Consider the following 16,263-nt stretch of genomic DNA (forward strand, 5'->3'; position numbering starts at 1 on the left):
ACGATGGGGGATGCGATGGCGGTGCGGGCAGCGGAACGAGGATGGGCGACTCTCGCCGCGCGGCCGTACGCCGATGTGCTGATCATCGGCGGCGGCATCAACGGTCTCGCGACGTTCCGCGACCTCGCGATGCAGGGCGTGGACGTCGCCCTCGTCGAGCGCGACGACTTCATCAGCGGCGCGTCGGCAGCGTCGTCGCACATGATCCACGGCGGCATCCGCTACCTCGAGAACGGCGAGTTCCGGCTGGTGCACGAGGCCGTGACCGAGCGCAACGCGCTGCTGCGCACCGCCCCGCACTACGTCAGGCCGCTGCAGACGACCATCCCGATCTTCTCGACGTTCTCGGGAGTCCTTTCGGCGCCGCTGCGGTTCCTGCGACACGGCGGCGGGAAGCACCATGAGCGCGGGGCCGCGCTCATCAAGATCGGGCTCGTCATCTACGACTCCTTCTCCCGCGGGGGCGGCGTGTTCGGCAAGGGCACCGTCCCTCGTCACACCTTTCACGGGCGCAAGCGCTCGCTCGCGCAGCTGCCTCAGCTGAACCCCGACGTGAAGTACACCGCGACCTACTGGGACGCGTCCCTCCACGACCCGGAGCGCCTCGCCATCGACGTGCTGCGCGACGGCCGCGCCGCGGGCGGCGATCGGGCGCGAGCGGCCAACTACACCGCGGCGGTCGGGGTCGACGACGGGCGGGTCGTGCTGCGCGACACGCTGACCGGCGAGGAGACGCGGTTCTCGGCATCCGTCGTCGTGAACGCCAGTGGTCCGTGGACGGACCTCACCAATCTCGTCCTCGGCGACCCGACCCGGTACATGGGCGGAACGAAGGGCTCGCACGTCGTGCTCGACCACCCCGGGCTGCTCGCCGCGACCGGCGGGCGGGAGCTGTTCTTCGAGAACGAGGACGGGCGCATCGTTCTCATCTACCCCCTGAAGGGCCGCGTTCTCGTCGGCACCACCGACCTCGAGCACGACATGGCCGACCCGATCGTGTGCACCGAGGCGGAGGTCGACTACTTCATCGAGCTCATCAGCCAGGTGCTGCCGACGATCCCGGTCGAGCGTTCTCAGATCGTCTACCGGTTCGCCGGCGTGCGGCCGCTGCCCGGCCACGACGATGTCTCGCCCGGGTTCGTCTCGCGTGACTATCGCATCGAATCCGCACCGCTGACCGGTGGGGATGCGACGGTCCTGAGCCTCATCGGCGGAAAGTGGACCACCTTCCGTGCGTCGGCCGAGCATCTCGCCGACCGCGCCCTCGAGCTGCTGGCCCGCCCGCGCCGCGGCTCGACCCGTGGAGTGCCGATCGGCGGGGGCCGCGGATACCCGATGACCGAGCGCGCTCGCCGGCAGTGGATCGCGGCTCATGCCGCCCACGTGCCGGCCGGCCGCGTCGCGGTGCTGCTCGACCGCTACGGCACCATCGCCGCCGCCGTCGTGGACGCGATCGCCGCGGATGCCGACGACGCCCTGCTCGAGCACCTGCCGGACTACAGCTCGGGCGAACTGCGCCACCTCGCCGCGACGGAGGACGTCACGCATCTCGACGACCTGCTGCTGCGGCGCACCAGCGTCGCGTTCGTCGGCGAGGCGAGCGCGGCGGCGGTCGCCGAGGCGGCCGACGCGGTCGCCCCCGTGCTCGACTGGGACCCCGCACGCACCGCGCTCGAGGTCGGACGTGCGCTGGAGCGGATCCACGCCGCCGACCCGTCCTGGATCCCCGCCGCCGCGCGATAGCCTGACCGCACGCGCGCCCGGCGCGCGGCCGACCGCGCGGGCGATGTCGCCCGCCGAGCAAGGAGACGACGTTGCCCGACCACGTGCTGTCCATCGACCAGGGCACGACCTCGACGCGTGCCATCGTGTTCGACGCCGCCGGTGCCGTGGTCTCTGTATCGCAGCGTGAGCACGAGCAGATCTTTCCCCGTGCCGGTCGAGTGGAGCACGACCCGGTCGAGATCTGGACCAACACCGAATGGGTCATCGCGTCGTGTCTGTCGCGCGCCGGGCTCGCGGCATCCGCGGTCGCCGCGATCGGCGTGACGAATCAGCGCGAGACGGCGATCGTGTGGGAGAAGCGCACCGGGCGTCCGGTTCACAACGCGCTCGTGTGGCAGGACACCCGCACCCAGCCCCGTATCGACGAGATGGCGGCCGAGGGGGGTGCGGATCGGTTCGCCGAGGCCACCGGGCTGCCGCTCGCCACGTACTTCTCCGCGTCGAAGGTCGCGTGGATCCTCGACAATGTGGACGGAGCGCGGGCCGCCGCCGAAGCGGGGGAGCTCCTGTTCGGCACACCCGACACCTGGGTGGTGTGGAACCTCACCGGCGGCGCGCGCGGCGGCATCCACGTCACGGATGTCACCAACGCGTCCCGCACGCTGCTCATGGACCTGCGCACGCTCGACTGGGCGGACGACCTGCTCGCCGTGTGGGGCATCCCGCGCGCGATGATGCCCGAGATCCGCTCGTCATCCGAGGTGGTCGGACACTCCTCGCTGCCCTCGGTGCTCGACGGCGTCCCGATCGCCGGGATCCTCGGCGATCAGCAGGCGGCGACCTTCGGGCAGGCGGCCTTCGACGCGGGGGAGTCGAAGAACACCTATGGCACCGGCAACTTCCTGCTCGTGAACACCGGCACCGAGATCGTGCGATCAGGCAGTGGCCTCATCACCACGGTCGGCTACCGGATCGGCGACGAGCCCGCCCGCTACGCGCTCGAGGGATCCATCGCGGTGACCGGCTCGCTCGTGCAATGGCTGCGCGACAACCTGGGCATCATCCAGCGTTCGGAGGACGTCGAGACTCTCGCCGCGAGCGTCGACGACAACGGCGGCGCCTACTTCGTGCCGGCGTTCTCCGGGCTCTTCGCGCCGTACTGGCGCCCCGACGCGCGCGGCGCGCTCGTCGGACTCACGCGCTACGTCAACAAGGCGCACATCGCGCGCGCGGCCCTCGAGTCGACGGCGTTCCAGACGCGCGACGTGATCGACGCCGTCGTCGCCGACACCGGCCGCACGCTCGACGAGCTGCGCGTCGACGGCGGCATGACGCGCGACGACCTCCTGATGCAATTCCAGGCCGACATCCTCGGCATCCCCGTCGTCCGCCCGAAGGTCGTCGAGACGACCGCCCTCGGCGCCGCGTACGCCGCTGGTCTCGCGACCGGCGTATGGAGCGACCTCGACGAGCTCCGATCGCACTGGCGGGAGGACGTCCGCTTCGAGCCGCGGATGCGCGAGGACGAGCGCGAGCGCCGCTACCGTCAGTGGCGCAAAGCGGTGTCGAAGTCGCTCGACTGGGTCGACGAGGACGCCCGCGTGCTCATGGGCACGACCGGCGACTGAGGCTACTTCAGAAGGCGCGAGAGGCGGCGGTCGGCGAGGATCTTGCCGCCGGTCTGGCAGGTGGGACAGTACTCGAGCGAGTTGTCGGCGAAGAAGACGCTGCGCACCTCATCGCCGCAGACAGGGCACGTCTCACCGCGGCGCCCGTGGACCTGCATACCCCGGCGTTTCGCGTCCTTCAGCTCGGCCGGTGGCTTTCCGGATGCCTCGGCGACAGCATCCGTCAACGTCTCGGTCATCGCGTCGAACAGGCGCGTGACGTCGTCGTCGGACAGTGAGGAGGCCAGCGCGTACGGCGACATCTTGGCCGCGTGCAGGATCTCGTCGGAGTAGGCGTTGCCGACCCCCGCGATGATCATCTGGTCGCGCAGCACCCCCTTGATCTGGGTGCGGCGGCCGGCGAGCAGCTCGGCGAAGGTGTCGCGCGAGAAGGAGGGGTCGAGGGGATCGGGGCCGAGCCGTGCGACACCGGGGACGTCCGACGGTTCGCGCACGACGTAGACCGCGAGGGACTTCTTCGTGCCCGCCTCGGTGAGATCGAACCCGGCGCCGTCGGAGAGCGCGACGCGCAGCGCGATCGGCGTCTTGCCCGGGCGGATGATCGTCTTGGGCAGCTCGTCGTACCAGCGCAGCCACCCGGCCTTGGCGAGGTGGAACACCAGGTGCGGGCCGGTCGTGGCGAGGTCGATGAACTTGCCGTGGCGCGAGGCCCCCGTGATCTCCTGCCCCTGGAGCGCGTCGATCGGCGGGTCGTACGTCTTCAGCGCCGCGATGTTCGCGACGGTCGCCCGCGTGATCTGCACGCCGGTGAGCCGCTCGCGGAGGAAGTCGACGAGTCCCTGCACCTCGGGCATCTCGGGCATGCGCTCATCCTGCCATGCCGCGGCGACACGCGGGCCGGCCGTGAGAGGTCGGGAGGACGCGGCCACGCGACTCGGTCGGGCCGGTCGTCAGTCGTCGAGGACGGGCCAGGGCTGAGGCATCCGCTCGTCCGTCTTCAGGAGTCCCGCGATCCAGCCGTCGTCGCGATGCTTCGCGCTCACGAGCGCCTGGCGCAGAGTGCCCTCGAAGCGGAAGCCCAGCGCGCGGGCGACGCGCGCCGACGGCTCGTTGCCGACGACGGCGCGCCACTCGATGCGGGTGAGGCCTGCGCCGTCGGTCGAGAAGGCCCAGTCGATCACCGCGTTCGCGGCTTCGCGCAGGCGTCCGCCGCCGCGCTGGTCCGGGGCGATCCAGTACCCGATCTCACCGTTGCCCTGCCCGTCGAGGCGGTAGAAGCCGATGGTTCCGACGAGCGTCGCGCCGTCGCGGATCACCCACGTGCGATGCAGCTCGCCCGCCCACTGCTCGGCGACCGCGTCGATGAACTTCTCGGCGTCCTCGCGCGCGTACGGCGAGGGCACCCGCGTGTACCGCTGGATACCGGGGTCCTGGCACGCCACGTAGACGGCGTCGACGTCCTCCACACGCGGCGCGGACAGCTCCAGGCGCGTGGTGCGCAGGGTCACGGGCTCCATCCGCCCACCCTATGGGGTGCTCGCAGCAAGCCTGCCCGCGTCCCGTGCGTCCAGCGGCCAACGTGCATGTCGCGCATCTGCGACACAGGTCCGAGAACCGGCGCCCCAGTTCCGAGAACCCGGAGCCCCAGTTCCGAGAACCCGGCGCCCCAGTTCCGAATTCAGGATTGGAAGTGCTTGGGGGGACCAGGATCGTGTCATTCCGCGGTCCCCCCGCAGATCTGCGTACGCCCATCCTGAGTTGGGAACATGGCCCGGGGCGACTCTCCACCATCACCTCCCCGAATTCCACGGGCGTCAGCTCGCCGTGCGCTCGGCTGAGATCCCGCCCGGTTCCCTACTCAGGATGGTCTGCGGGATGCCGGCCCGTGAGGGCCGAGAATCCAGGGGCACCGGCCGTCTGGCGCCTGCGGATCCTGAGTTCGGAACAGAGCCGGGCGAGGAAGCGGTGCGGGCGGCGGCTCCTCCACAGGCGGCGGCGGACATCGGTCCTCCCCAGAACCGGAAGAATGCCCGAACGCGCCGTCCCCCTGCGCGAGCCTCGGTCGAATGTGGGAGACGCACAGAACACGCGCGGAGATGTTCCACGCTGGCATGACGCGGCGGCAGATCACGGCGCTCGTCCGCGCCGGGGAGCTCATACGCGCCCGTCGAGACCACTACTTGCCCGCCGATGCCCCGGATGCCGTTGTGCGCGCCGTGCGAGTCGGAGGCCGTCTGACGTGCCTGTCGTTGCTGGAGATGCTCGGGGTCTTCGTGCTGGAGAATTCCCGGCTGCATGTGCACCTCACGCCGAGCTCCAGCCGTATGCGCTCGCCGCACAACCGCAAGAAACGTCTGGACCTGTCGAAGCCGCATGGCACACGACTCCACTGGGAGGTGCTGCCTGAGGATCCGGGCAATGCGACCTGCGTCGACATCGTCGTCGCCCTCGCGCAGGCCATGATCTGCCAGAGTCCCCGTGCAGCGGTTGCTTCGCTCGACAGCGCGCTCAATAAGAAGCTGCTCACCGAGGCGCAGGTGCCCGAGGTCTTCGCACTGGTTCCCGCGCGGTACTCGGCGCTTCGCCCGCTCATCGACGGTCGCTCGCAGTCGGGACCCGAGACCTTCGTCCGCCTCATTCTGAGGGCTCTCGGCTGCACCTTCGACCTACAGGTCGAGTTCGACGACGTCGGGTTCGTGGACCTCGTGGTCGACGGATGGCTCGTCATCGAATGCGACAGCAGGCAACACCACAGCGACTGGGCGCAGCAACTCAAGGACTACCGCCGCGACCTCGCGCTCGCGCGCCGGGGATACGCGGTGCTGCGGCTGACGGCGCAGGACATCATGCACCGGCCGGACGAGGTCATGCAGGCGATCGCGGGGCTGACTGCCCGCAACGGTCGCTGACCAGCACACCGCCCTGTCTGCGGTCTCCAGCTCAGAACGTTCCGTGTTCAGGAGATGCGCGCACCATGTCCGGGCGTGGGGCCGAGAACTCGGGCGGCAACGAAGAGCGAAGGGATGCCGATCCTGAATCGGGAACAGGAGAGAACGGATGCTGTGGCCCGAGACCCCGACACCCGGCCGGGGGCCGCGACACCCGGCCGGGGCCGCGACACCCGGCCGGGGCCGCGACACCCGGCCGGGCGACACTCGGCCGGGGGCCGCAGCATCCGGTCCGGTCAGCGGGAGCGGCGGAGGAGGCCGACCTTGTCGTAGACGTCGGTGAGGGTGCGGTTGGCGACCTCTTCGGCCCTGCCGGCGTTGACGGCGAGGACGCGGTCGAGCTCCGCGGTGTCGTCGAGCATCTGCAGCGCGCGCTCGCGCACCGGGCCGAACTCGTTGACGACGACCTCGGCGAGGCCCTTCTTGAAGTCGCCGTAGCCGCGGCCCGCGTACTCGTCCTCGATCGAGGGGATCTGGCGACCGGTCAGGGCCGCGTAGATCACGAGCAGGTTCGAGACGCCGGGCTTCGCCTCGCGGTCGTAGCGGACGGAGCCCTCGGAGTCGGTGACGGCGCGCATGATCTTCTTCGCCGAGACTGCCGGGTCGTCGAGCAGCCACAGCACGCCGGCATCGGACTCCGCCGACTTCGACATCTTCGCGGTGGGGTTCTGCAGATCGTAGATGCGGGCCGTCTCCTGCTGGATGACCGGCATCGGCACCGTGAACGTCTCGCCGAAGCGGCTGTTGAAGCGCTCCGCCAGATCGCGGGTCAGCTCGACGTGCTGCTTCTGGTCGTCGCCGACGGGCACGATGTCGGTCCGGTACAGCAGGATGTCGGCGGCCATCAGCACGGGATAGGTGAAGAGCCCGACCGACGTGGCATCGGAGCCGTAGCGCGAGGACTTGTCCTTGAACTGCGTCATGCGCCCGGCCTCGCCGAAGCCGGTGATCGTCGACAGGATCCATGCCAGCTCGGCGTGCGCGGGCACGTGCGACTGCACGTACAGCGTCGACTTCGAGGGCTCGATGCCCGCGGCGATGTACTGGGCGGCGGTGCGGCGCGTCTTCTCACGCAGGTGCTCGGGGTCCTGCGCGACGGTGATCGCGTGCAGGTCGACCACCGAGAAGAACGCGTCGTACGACTCCTGCAGCTCGCGCCACTGCATGAGGGCCCCGATGTAGTTGCCGATCTGGAGCGAGTCGGCGGAGGGCTGCATGCCGGAGTACAGGCGCGATCTACTCATCCGACAAGTCTATAAAGCGGATGCTGCGCCTCAGCGCCCGATCGAGTAGTCGGCGACGACGGGGGAGTGGTCGCTCCAGCGCGTGTCCCACGAGGGCGCTCGCACCACGCGGTAGTCGGCGACCCGGGCACCGAGCTCGGGCGTCGCGAGGTGGTAGTCGATGCGCCACCCGGTGTCGTTGTCGAACGCGCGTCCGCGCATGGACCACCAGGTGTAGGGGCCGTCGACGTCGCCGTGGAAGCGGCGGCCGATGTCGACCCAGCCGAGGCCGGGGCCGGCCGAGCCGTCGGCGCCGGTGACCTCCGCCCCTTGCTCGCCGAAGAACCGGTCGAAGTACGCGCGTTCGCGAGGGAGGAACCCGGCCTTCTTGACGTTGCCCTTCCAGTTGCGGATGTCGAACTCGCGGTGACCGACATTGAGGTCGCCCATGACGAGCGCGAGCGGGGATGCGGCCTTGAGCTCCGGCATCCGCTTCTCCATCGCGTCGAGGAAGGCCCACTTCGCGTCCTGCTTGGGAGTGTCGGCCTCGCCCGTGTGCACGTACGCGCTGACGACGATGAGGCGCTCGCCGTCGATGTCGAAGTCGGCCTCGATCCAGCGGCCGGCGCTGTCGAGCACCTCGGCCGCATCCTCGGCGGCGGGGCCGAGCACACGGCGCACCTCGACCGACGGAATGCGGCTGGCCACGGCCACGCCGGCGCGGCCCTTCGCGAGAGCCTCGTCGTTGACGATCTCCCAGCCCGGGAGCGCCGCGCGCAGCTCGTCTTCGGTGGCGCGGACCTCCTGGAGGGCCATCACGTCGATGTCGGCGGCGTCGAGCCACTCGAGCATGCCCTTGCGCGTCGCCGCGCGGATTCCGTTGACGTTGACAGAGGCGATGCGAACACGGCGAGACACGACGGCAAGACTATCCGGGGCCACCGACACCGGAGGACCCGTCAGCCGGTGCCGTCGCCGTTGCGCGCTGTGGCCCTCGACGACCTGGAGCGCTTCCGCCTCGGCGCCGCCGCTTTCGTCTCGGGTCCCTGGTCCTCGGCCGCAGTCGGACCCGCCGCCCGCGGCATCGCAGCCTGCGACGCCGCGGGCTTCGACGGACCGGCCTTCGGCGCCGAGGTCGGTCCCGACGCGTTCGCATCCGGTCTCGCCGTCACCGCGGACGCGTGCGGGCGCCCCGGCGTGGCGGCCTCGACCTGGCTCAGCTCCTCCTCGGCGTCGCGCACCGCGCGGTCCGCGATCCATACGCGATACCACGGCGCCTGGTCACGGGCGTCCTGGGCCGTGCGCAGGCGCACGCGCGCTGCCAGCAGGAGGGCGGCATGCTCCGCGGCGACACGCTCGGCATCGGTCTGCGGCAGCAGCACGACATCGCGGTCCTTCGCCGCGACGGCGATCCAGGCGGCCGCGACGAGCATGACGATCCCGAGCAGCCGGAACCACAGCAGCATCCCGATGAAGATCGCGAAGGTCGCCAGCAGCGGGTTGGAAGGGGTGTAGCTGAGCAGCAGACCCGCGCCGAGCTGGAGCACGGAGATCCCGAGTCCGCCGAGCATGGCTCCGGGCCAGATGCGCCGCCACGGCAGCTTCGTGCCGGTGAGGAAGCGGAAGAAGCCGACCAGCGCAGTAGAGGTCACCGCGAAGCCGATCAGCAGGGAGCCGATGCTCACGCTGATCGTGGTGAGCGCGCTGGTGTCCTTCCACCCGATCAGTGAGAAGATCCAGTTCATCGCCAGCGTTCCCACCGTGCTCAGAGCGGCGCCCAGAATGAGCGCAGCGCCGAAGATGAGCGCCGCGAGGAAGTCGCGCGCCTTGAGCAGGAAGTAGCTGCGTCGATCCGGGGGGATGGCGAACAGCTCGCGCACGGCGCGGCGGGAGTAGGTGACCCAGTCGATCGCCGTCCAGATGAGGGCGCCCAGGGCGATGATCCCCGTCCAGCCCAGGACGCCGGAGTTCTGCGACGCGATCTCCTGCACCTGCTCGTTGGTGAACAGGCCTCCGGACGGCGCGATCAGCCCCGGGATATAGACGTTGATCAGCTCGATGAGGGCGTTGACGGCGTCCGGGCTTCCGCCCAGCCAGATCCCGGCGATCGCGAACACGAGGTAGATCGCGGCGAAGCAGGCGAAGAGCGCGACGTAGCTGACGCCCGCCGCGAGCAGGAACCCGTTCTCGATGAGGAAGTGCCGCCACACCCGCACGGGGAACCACGCCATCGTCGCCTGCGTGAGTCGCGTGGCCCGGCTGATCGGCGTGTCGAACCGCTGCCTGAGGCTGTGCTCCGTCGCCTCCCAGCGCTCCCGGAGGGATTCCTCCTCGCGCTGCGCGGCGTCCGCCGCCGCACGGGCGTCGGGCGGGGGAGTGTGCGTCACGGTGTTCAGATTAGCGACAGACGGATGCCGCATCGCTCAGCGATGCGGCATCCGTCTGTCTGAAGGAGAAACGGGGTTACGGGCGCCCGCGGAGGACCGCCTGCTTGACCTCGGCGATCGCCTTGGTCACCTCGATGCCGCGAGGGCACGCCTCGGTGCAGTTGAAGGTCGTGCGGCAGCGCCAGACGCCCTCCTTGTCGTTGAGGATGTCGAGGCGCACATCGCCCGCGTCGTCGCGCGAGTCGAAGATGAAGCGGTGCGCGTTGACGATGGCCGCGGGGCCGAAGTACTGTCCGTCGGTCCAGAAGACGGGGCACGACGACGTGCAGGCGGCGCAGAGGATGCACTTGGTGGTGTCGTCGAAGACCTCGCGGTCGACGATCGACTGGATGCGCTCCTTGCCCTTCTCGGGGGTCGAGTTCGCGATGAGGAACGGCTGAACCTCGCGGTACGACGCGAAGAAGGGCTCCATGTCGACGACGAGGTCCTTCTCCAGCGGCAGGCCCTTGATGGCCTCGACGTAGATCGGCTGCGAGATGTCGAGGTCCTTGATGAGCGTCTTGCACGCGAGCCGGTTGCGGCCGTTGATGCGCATCGCGTCGGAGCCGCAGATGCCGTGGGCGCACGAGCGGCGGAAGGTCAGCGAGCCGTCGACCTCCCACTTGATCTTGTGCAGGGCGTCGAGCACGCGGTCCGTCGAGTAGAGCTCGACGTCGTAGTCGACCCAGCGCGGCTCCTCGTCGACCTCGGGGTCGAAGCGCCGGATGATGAAGGTGACGAGGAACGACTGGATGCCGGTGTCGTTCGCGGACTCCTCTGCGCGGACGGGCGCGTCGGCGTCGGTGCGCTCGATGACGTCGGTGACCGAGGTCGCCATCAGTACTTCCTCTCCATCGGCGGGTAGTTCAATTCGCCCTTTTCGTTCTTCGTGAAGACGACCGGCTTCCAGCCCAGGCGGATGTGGTCTTCGGCGTTCGACGAGTGCGGGTCGCCCGACAGGTACGCCATCGTGTGCTGCATGTAGTTCTCATCGTCGCGCTTCGGGAAGTCGTCGCGCATGTGGCCGCCGCGGCTCTCCTGACGGTTCTTCGCGGTGACGACGACGACCTCGGCGATGTCGAGGAGGAAGCCGAGCTCGACGGCCTCGAGCAGGTCGGTGTTGAACCGCTTGCCCTTGTCGTCGACGTGCACGTTCTTGTACCGCTCGCGCAGCTCTTCGATCGTGAGGAGCACCTCGCCCAGCGACTCGTCGGTGCGGAACACCTGGGCCTTGCGGTCCATCTCGTCCTGCAGCGTCTTGCGCAGGACCGCGATGCGCTCGGTGCCCGGGTTGTTGCGCAGGCCCTCGATGAGGTTGCGCACCTCGGCCGCGGGGTCTTCGGGGAGCGGCACGAAGTCGGCGGTCTGCACGTACTCGACGGCGTTGCGGCCGGCGCGCTTGCCGAAGACGTTGATGTCGAGCAGCGAGTTGGTGCCGAGGCGGTTCGAGCCGTGCACCGAGACGCACGCGCACTCGCCCGCGGCGTAGAGGCCGGGCACGACCGTCGTGTTGTCGCTCAGCACCTGCGCGTCGTTGTTCGTCGGGATGCCGCCCATCGCGTAGTGCGCGGTGGGCATGACGGGCACCGGCTCGACCACGGGGTCGACGCCCAGGTAGGTGCGGGCGAACTCGGTGATGTCGGGGAGCTTCGTCTCGAGGACCTCGGCGCCCAGGTGCGTGCAGTCCAGCAGCACGTAGTCGCGGTGGGGTCCGGCGCCGCGGCCCTCTGCGACCTCCTGCACCATGCATCGGCTGACGATGTCGCGCGGGGCGAGGTCCTTGATGGTCGGGGCGTACCGCTCCATGAACCGCTCGCCGCTCACGTTGCGCAGGATCGCGCCTTCGCCGCGGGCGCCTTCGGTGAGGAGGATGCCGAGCCCGGCGAGGCCGGTCGGGTGGAACTGGAAGAACTCCATGTCCTCCAGCGGCAGGCCCTTGCGCCAGATGATGCCGACGCCGTCACCGGTGAGGGTGTGCGCGTTCGAGGTCGTCTTGAAGATCTTGCCGAAGCCGCCCGTCGCGAAGATGACGGCCTTCGACTGGAAGACGTGCAGGTCGCCCGTGGCGAGCTCGTAGGCGACGACGCCTGCGATCTGCTTGTCCGTGCCCTCGCCGACCGTGATCAGGTCGAGCACGTAGAACTCGTTGAAGAAGTTGATGCCGAGCTTGACGCAGTTCTGGAACAGCGTCTGCAGGATCATGTGGCCGGTGCGGTCGGCCGCGTAGCAGGCGCGGCGCACGGGGGTCTTGCCGTGGTCGGCGGTGTGGCCGCCGAAGCGACGCTGGTCGATCTTGCCCTCGGGCGTGCGGTTGAACGGCAGACCCATGTTCTCGAGGTCGATGACCGCGTCGATGGCCTCCTTCGCCAGGATCTCGGCCGCGTCCTGGTCGACGAGGTAGTCGCCGCCCTTGACGGTGTCGAAGGTGTGCCACTCCCACGAGTCCTCTTCGACGTTGGCCAGGGCCGCCGCCATGCCGCCCTGCGCCGCGCCGGTGTGCGATCGGGTGGGGTACAGCTTCGAGATGACGGCCGTCTTCGCCCCGGGGCCGGCCTCGATCGCGGCGCGCATGCCGGCGCCGCCGGCGCCCACGATGACGATGTCGAACTGGTGGTAGTGGACGCCGTCCTTGACGTAGCTGTCGGTGGTCTCAGTGCTCACGCTGGGTGCTTTCGATGGTCGATGCTCGGGGGTCGCCCGAATGCTTAGCCGCAGATGCTGATGATGGTGTCGGACGCGGTCTCGGCGTCGAAGCCGATGCACGGGTCGAACGTGAAGACGACGAGCGTGCCGAGCACGATCAGGAACGCGGCAGCCAGGCCGAGCGCCCAGACCAGCACGCGGCGGGTGCCGGCGTGGGTCACGTAGTCGTTGACGATCGTGCGCATGCCGTTCGCGCCGTGGATCAGCGCGAGCCACAGCATGAGGACGTCCCACCACTGCCAGAACGGCGTGGCGTACTTGCCGGCGACGAACGCGAAGTCGATGCCGTGGATGCCCTCGCCCACCATCAGGTTCACGAAGAGGTGGCCGAAGATGAGGACCACGAGCAGCACGCCCGAGGCGCGCATGTAGACCCAGCCCCACTTCTCGAGGTTGGCGCCCCGACGGCGGACGGCGGCGCGCGGAGCGCGCGGTTCGGCGATGGCGGTCATCAGTGGCCCCCTCCCGGAGCGAAGGCGAGCATGAGGTGACGCGGCACGAAGCCCAGCATCGTCACGGCCCACAGGCCCAGCACGCCCCACCACAGCTGGCGCTGGTGGCGTGTGGCCCACGACCACATGTCGACCAGGATGATGCGCAGGCCGTTGTACGCGTGGTACGCGATGGCGCCGACGAGGGCGACCTCGCCGAGGGCCATCACCGGGTTCTTGTAGGTGCCGATCACCGCGTCGTACGCCTCGGGCGACACCCGGATGAGCGCCGTGTCGAGGATGTGGACGAGCAGGAAGAAGAAGATGGCGACGCCGGTGATGCGGTGCAGCACCCACGACCACATGCCTTCGTTCCCGCGGTAGAGCGTGCCGCGGGGAACTCGGGAGGTGGTCTCGGATACCGACGGTGTGACGCGTGCTGGTGCAGACACGTCCGTCCTCCTTGGATCGAAACACGATGGGGCTGGCCTCGGACTGCGAGGACGGCCCCCGAAGAGGGCCCGGAACCGTGGGCTTCGGGCCGTCGGCGTCACGCGGGCGCTGCGACCATCCTATTCCCGCATTTCGCGGACAGGCGACGAAGGCGACCCTTACGCCCCCTCCATCCGGAGGGATCTTCACGACGGGAAAGAACCCCGGTTGTTTCGCCGATCCCGCTAGCCTGGTGCCATGCCCGGACCCATCGACGATTTCTACGCCGTGATCCCCGCCGGCGGCATCGGCAGCAGGCTGTGGCCGCTGTCGCGCGCCGATGCGCCGAAGTTCCTCCACGACCTCACCGGCTCTGGCCGCACGCTGCTGCGCGATACATGGGACCGCCTCGAGCCGCTCGCCGGGCCCGATCGCATCGCCGTCGTGACCGGCCGAGCACACCGTGCCGCCGTGGAGAGGGAGCTCCCCGGGATCCCGGACAAGAACGTCTTCCTCGAGTCGGAGCCTCGCGACTCGACGGCCGCCATCGGCCTGGCCGCCGCGATCCTCTCGCGCCGCGAGCCCGACGTGATCATCGGCTCCTTCGCCGCCGACCACGTCATCCGCGTGCCGCAGCTGTTCGAGTGGGCGGTGAACCAGGCGGTCGCCACCGCGCGCGAGGGCTACATCTGCACCATCGGCATCCAGCCCTCCGAGCCGTCCGTCGGCTTCGGCTACATCAAGAAGAGCACCGCGCTGAAGGTCGAGGGGGCGCCCGAGGCAGCCCTGGTCGAGAGCTTCGTCGAGAAGCCCGACCTCGAGACGGCGAAGGAGTACTTCGCGGACCGCAACTACCTGTGGAACGCCGGCATGTTCATCTCGCGGGCCGACGTGCTGCTCGGCGAGATCGCCGAGAATGAGCCTCACCTCTATGCGGGACTCATGGATCTCGCCGAGGCCTGGGACGACCGGGATGAGCGCGGACCGGTGGTCGACCGGGTCTGGCCGACGCTCAAGAAGGTCGCGATCGACTACACCGTCGCCGAGCCCGCCGCCGCGAAGGGGCGCCTCGCCGTCATCCCCGGCCACTTCGACTGGGACGACGTGGGTGACTTCGCGAGTCTCGCCAAGCTCAACTCACACGGCCGCAAGAACGACCTCGCCATCCTCGGCGAGAACGCCCGCATCCTGTCGGATGCCGCCAGCGGCATCGTCGTGAGCCAGACCCGGCGGGTCATCAGCCTCATCGGGGTCCGGGACATCGTCGTGGTCGACACCGAGGATGCGCTGCTGGTCACCACGAGCGAGCACGCGCAGCGCGTGAAGGGCGTCGTGGACGCGCTCAAGCTCAGCGGTCGCGGCGAAGTGCTGTGAAATCGGATGCCGCGGCCCGCGGCATCCGTTTTCCCCGATCCTCTGCTCATCTGAGCGGGATATTGCGTCTTTGTAACCTTTCGCGAACGACGCCTCACGATGCATGCAACCGCGCCGTCACAGTGGGTAACTTTGTGCAGTCCCCGTGAAGGACGCGGGGGAACGTAGTGGAGGCTGAGTTGACCATCTCACGCACCAAGAAGCTCGTCGGCGTCACCGTCGCCGCGGGCATGCTGATCGCCCTCGCCGGCTGCGGCTCCGCCCCTGAGGAGACCGAATCCACGGGAGACGCCGGAAACGTCGTCGAGGGCTTCACCCCCTGCCTCGTGTCGGACGACGGCGGCTTCAACGACAAGTCGTTCAACCAGTCCGCGAAGGAAGGCATGGACCGCGCCGCAGAGGAGCTCGGCGTCAAGCCCATCGAGGTCGAGTCCAGCTCGGCCAACGACTACGCCCCGAACCTCGAGAACCTCATCGCCGAGGGCTGCACGTTCATCATCTCGGTCGGCTTCAAGCTCTCGGCCGACACGGTCGCCTCCGCGCTCGCGAACCCCGACGTGAACTACGCGATCATCGACGACCGGGCCGACAACAGCGGCAAGACGGGTGACGACGGCAAGGAGACCGGCGACGGCACCACCGACGCGCCGAACATCAAGCCGCTCCTGTTCGACACGGTCCAGGCTGCGTACCTCGGCGGCTACGCCGCGGCCGCGTGGTCGGCGCAGGCCGGCGTCAACAAGGTCGGCACGTTCGGCGGTATCCCGATCCCGCCCGTCACCATCTTCATGGACGGCTTCATCGACGGCGTCGAGAAGTACAACGAGGACAAGGGCGCCGCGGTCGAGACCTACGGCTGGGACGTCGACGCGCAGGAAGGCTCGATGACCGGCGGCTTCGCCGCGAACGACACCGCCAAGCAGACCGCGCAGGGCATCCTCGACCAGGGCGTCGACGTGATCCTCCCGGTCGGCGGCCCGATCTACCAGAGCGCGCGCGACGCCATCACCGACGCGGGCAGCGGCACCGTCATGCTCGGTGTCGACTCCGACCTCGCCAAGGCCGACCCCTCGGTCGCCGACATGGTGCTCGTCTCGATCATGAAGCGCATCGACGAGGCCGTCTACCAGGCGACGATGGAGGCCTCGTCCGGTGACTTCGACCCCGCGACCTACATCGGCACGCTCGAGAACGAGGGCGTGGGCCTGTCGGGCTTCGGCTCGTTCGAGTCGCAGCTGCCGGAGGGCCTGCTCGATGAGCTCGCCGCCCTCCAGGAGCAGATCATCTCGGGCGACCTCGAGGTGACCTCGCCCAGCTCGCCGTAAGGCAGCAGGAACAGCGGAACGCGGCCGGGTGGACGATTCCACCCGGCC

The 16,263-nt window shown here is 69.3% G+C and carries 14 protein-coding genes; 5 read left to right on the forward strand and 9 right to left on the reverse strand.

From position 1 onward, the window contains the following. The first annotated feature begins 3 nt into the window (after nt 1-3). Nucleotides 4-1,743 (forward strand): glycerol-3-phosphate dehydrogenase/oxidase, encoded by a 1,740-nt coding sequence (locus RS82_RS15210; RefSeq protein ID WP_245619626.1) that lies wholly within the window; start codon nt 4-6, stop codon nt 1,741-1,743. A gap of 71 nt (nt 1,744-1,814) precedes the next feature. After that, complete coding sequence (gene glpK / locus RS82_RS15215; protein WP_045300936.1) at nt 1,815-3,353, forward strand: glycerol kinase GlpK; 1,539 nt, start codon at nt 1,815-1,817, stop codon at nt 3,351-3,353. A 2-nt stretch (nt 3,354-3,355) separates the two neighbouring features. On the opposite strand, the gene RS82_RS15220 is transcribed toward glpK, so the two are convergent. Both RS82_RS15220 and RS82_RS15225 read right to left on the reverse strand, forming a co-directional pair. Beyond that, entirely contained in the window at nt 3,356-4,216 is an 861-nt protein-coding gene (locus tag RS82_RS15220; protein WP_045300938.1) for an Fpg/Nei family DNA glycosylase, read from the reverse strand. Nucleotides 4,217-4,303: 87 nt separating this feature from the next. Next, on the reverse strand, nt 4,304-4,870 hold the full coding sequence (locus tag RS82_RS15225) for a GNAT family N-acetyltransferase (protein ID WP_045300940.1): 567 nt from the start codon (nt 4,868-4,870) through the stop codon (nt 4,304-4,306). Nucleotides 4,871-5,464: 594 nt separating this feature from the next. Here RS82_RS15225 and RS82_RS15230 point away from each other — a divergent pair. Next, a complete protein-coding gene (locus RS82_RS15230) occupies nt 5,465-6,262 on the forward strand; it encodes an endonuclease domain-containing protein (RefSeq protein WP_245619627.1) in 798 nt (265 codons plus the stop codon). 275 nt (nt 6,263-6,537) lie between these two features. Here RS82_RS15230 and trpS read toward each other — a convergent pair whose 3' ends face one another. The 7 genes from trpS to sdhC all read right to left on the reverse strand — a co-directional run bounded on the left by trpS (nt 6,538) and on the right by sdhC (nt 13,536). Then, nucleotides 6,538-7,545 carry a tryptophan--tRNA ligase gene (gene trpS, locus RS82_RS15235; RefSeq protein ID WP_084695687.1) on the reverse strand — a complete coding sequence of 336 codons (1,008 nt, stop codon included), beginning with the start codon at nt 7,543-7,545 and terminating at the stop codon, nt 6,538-6,540. A 30-nt stretch (nt 7,546-7,575) separates the two neighbouring features. After that, nucleotides 7,576-8,442: an exodeoxyribonuclease III gene (locus RS82_RS15240; RefSeq protein ID WP_211255945.1), complete on the reverse strand. Its 867-nt coding sequence runs from the start codon at nt 8,440-8,442 to the stop codon at nt 7,576-7,578. Nucleotides 8,443-8,483: 41 nt separating this feature from the next. Continuing rightward, nucleotides 8,484-9,911 (reverse strand): YhjD/YihY/BrkB family envelope integrity protein, encoded by a 1,428-nt coding sequence (locus RS82_RS15245; RefSeq protein WP_245619628.1) that lies wholly within the window; start codon nt 9,909-9,911, stop codon nt 8,484-8,486. A gap of 76 nt (nt 9,912-9,987) precedes the next feature. After that, nucleotides 9,988-10,788, reverse strand: coding sequence for a succinate dehydrogenase iron-sulfur subunit (locus tag RS82_RS15250; protein ID WP_045300948.1), 801 nt, complete (start codon nt 10,786-10,788; stop codon nt 9,988-9,990). Beyond that, a complete protein-coding gene (gene sdhA / locus RS82_RS15255) occupies nt 10,788-12,611 on the reverse strand; it encodes a succinate dehydrogenase flavoprotein subunit (RefSeq protein WP_045300950.1) in 1,824 nt (607 codons plus the stop codon). Before sdhA ends, RS82_RS15250 begins: the two co-directional genes overlap by 1 nt. A gap of 44 nt (nt 12,612-12,655) precedes the next feature. Then, complete coding sequence (locus tag RS82_RS15260) at nt 12,656-13,105, reverse strand: succinate dehydrogenase hydrophobic membrane anchor subunit (RefSeq protein ID WP_045300952.1); 450 nt, start codon at nt 13,103-13,105, stop codon at nt 12,656-12,658. After that, on the reverse strand, nt 13,105-13,536 hold the full coding sequence (sdhC, locus tag RS82_RS15265) for a succinate dehydrogenase, cytochrome b556 subunit (protein ID WP_082497100.1): 432 nt from the start codon (nt 13,534-13,536) through the stop codon (nt 13,105-13,107). The genes RS82_RS15260 and sdhC overlap by 1 nt, the downstream gene beginning before the upstream one ends. A gap of 238 nt (nt 13,537-13,774) precedes the next feature. On the opposite strand from sdhC, the gene RS82_RS15270 reads away from it, so the two are divergent. Further along, a complete protein-coding gene (locus RS82_RS15270; RefSeq protein WP_045300957.1) occupies nt 13,775-14,890 on the forward strand; it encodes a mannose-1-phosphate guanylyltransferase in 1,116 nt (371 codons plus the stop codon). 179 nt (nt 14,891-15,069) lie between these two features. Next, on the forward strand, nt 15,070-16,215 hold the full coding sequence (locus RS82_RS15275) for a BMP family lipoprotein (RefSeq protein ID WP_045300959.1): 1,146 nt from the start codon (nt 15,070-15,072) through the stop codon (nt 16,213-16,215). Nucleotides 16,216-16,263: the final 48 nt, after the last annotated feature.

The organism is Microbacterium trichothecenolyticum, assembly GCF_000956465.1.
GTDB classification, from domain to species: domain Bacteria; phylum Actinomycetota; class Actinomycetes; order Actinomycetales; family Microbacteriaceae; genus Microbacterium; species Microbacterium trichothecenolyticum.

What these genes read in the sequence shown, in the direction of transcription:
- RS82_RS15230 (WP_245619627.1), top strand. Translation starts at nt 5,465, where the DNA reads ATGACGCGGCGGCAGATCACGGCGCTCGTCCGCGCCGGGGAGCTCATA.
- RS82_RS15210 (WP_245619626.1), top strand. Translation starts at nt 4, where the DNA reads ATGGGGGATGCGATGGCGGTGCGGGCAGCGGAACGAGGATGGGCGACT.
- RS82_RS15260 (WP_045300952.1), bottom strand. Translation starts at nt 13,105, where the DNA reads ATGACCGCCATCGCCGAACCGCGCGCTCCGCGCGCCGCCGTCCGCCGT.
- RS82_RS15250 (WP_045300948.1), bottom strand. Translation starts at nt 10,788, where the DNA reads ATGGCGACCTCGGTCACCGACGTCATCGAGCGCACCGACGCCGACGCG.
- RS82_RS15270 (WP_045300957.1), top strand. Translation starts at nt 13,775, where the DNA reads ATGCCCGGACCCATCGACGATTTCTACGCCGTGATCCCCGCCGGCGGC.
- trpS (WP_084695687.1), bottom strand. Translation starts at nt 7,545, where the DNA reads ATGAGTAGATCGCGCCTGTACTCCGGCATGCAGCCCTCCGCCGACTCG.
- RS82_RS15220 (WP_045300938.1), bottom strand. Translation starts at nt 4,216, where the DNA reads ATGCCCGAGATGCCCGAGGTGCAGGGACTCGTCGACTTCCTCCGCGAG.
- RS82_RS15225 (WP_045300940.1), bottom strand. Translation starts at nt 4,870, where the DNA reads ATGGAGCCCGTGACCCTGCGCACCACGCGCCTGGAGCTGTCCGCGCCG.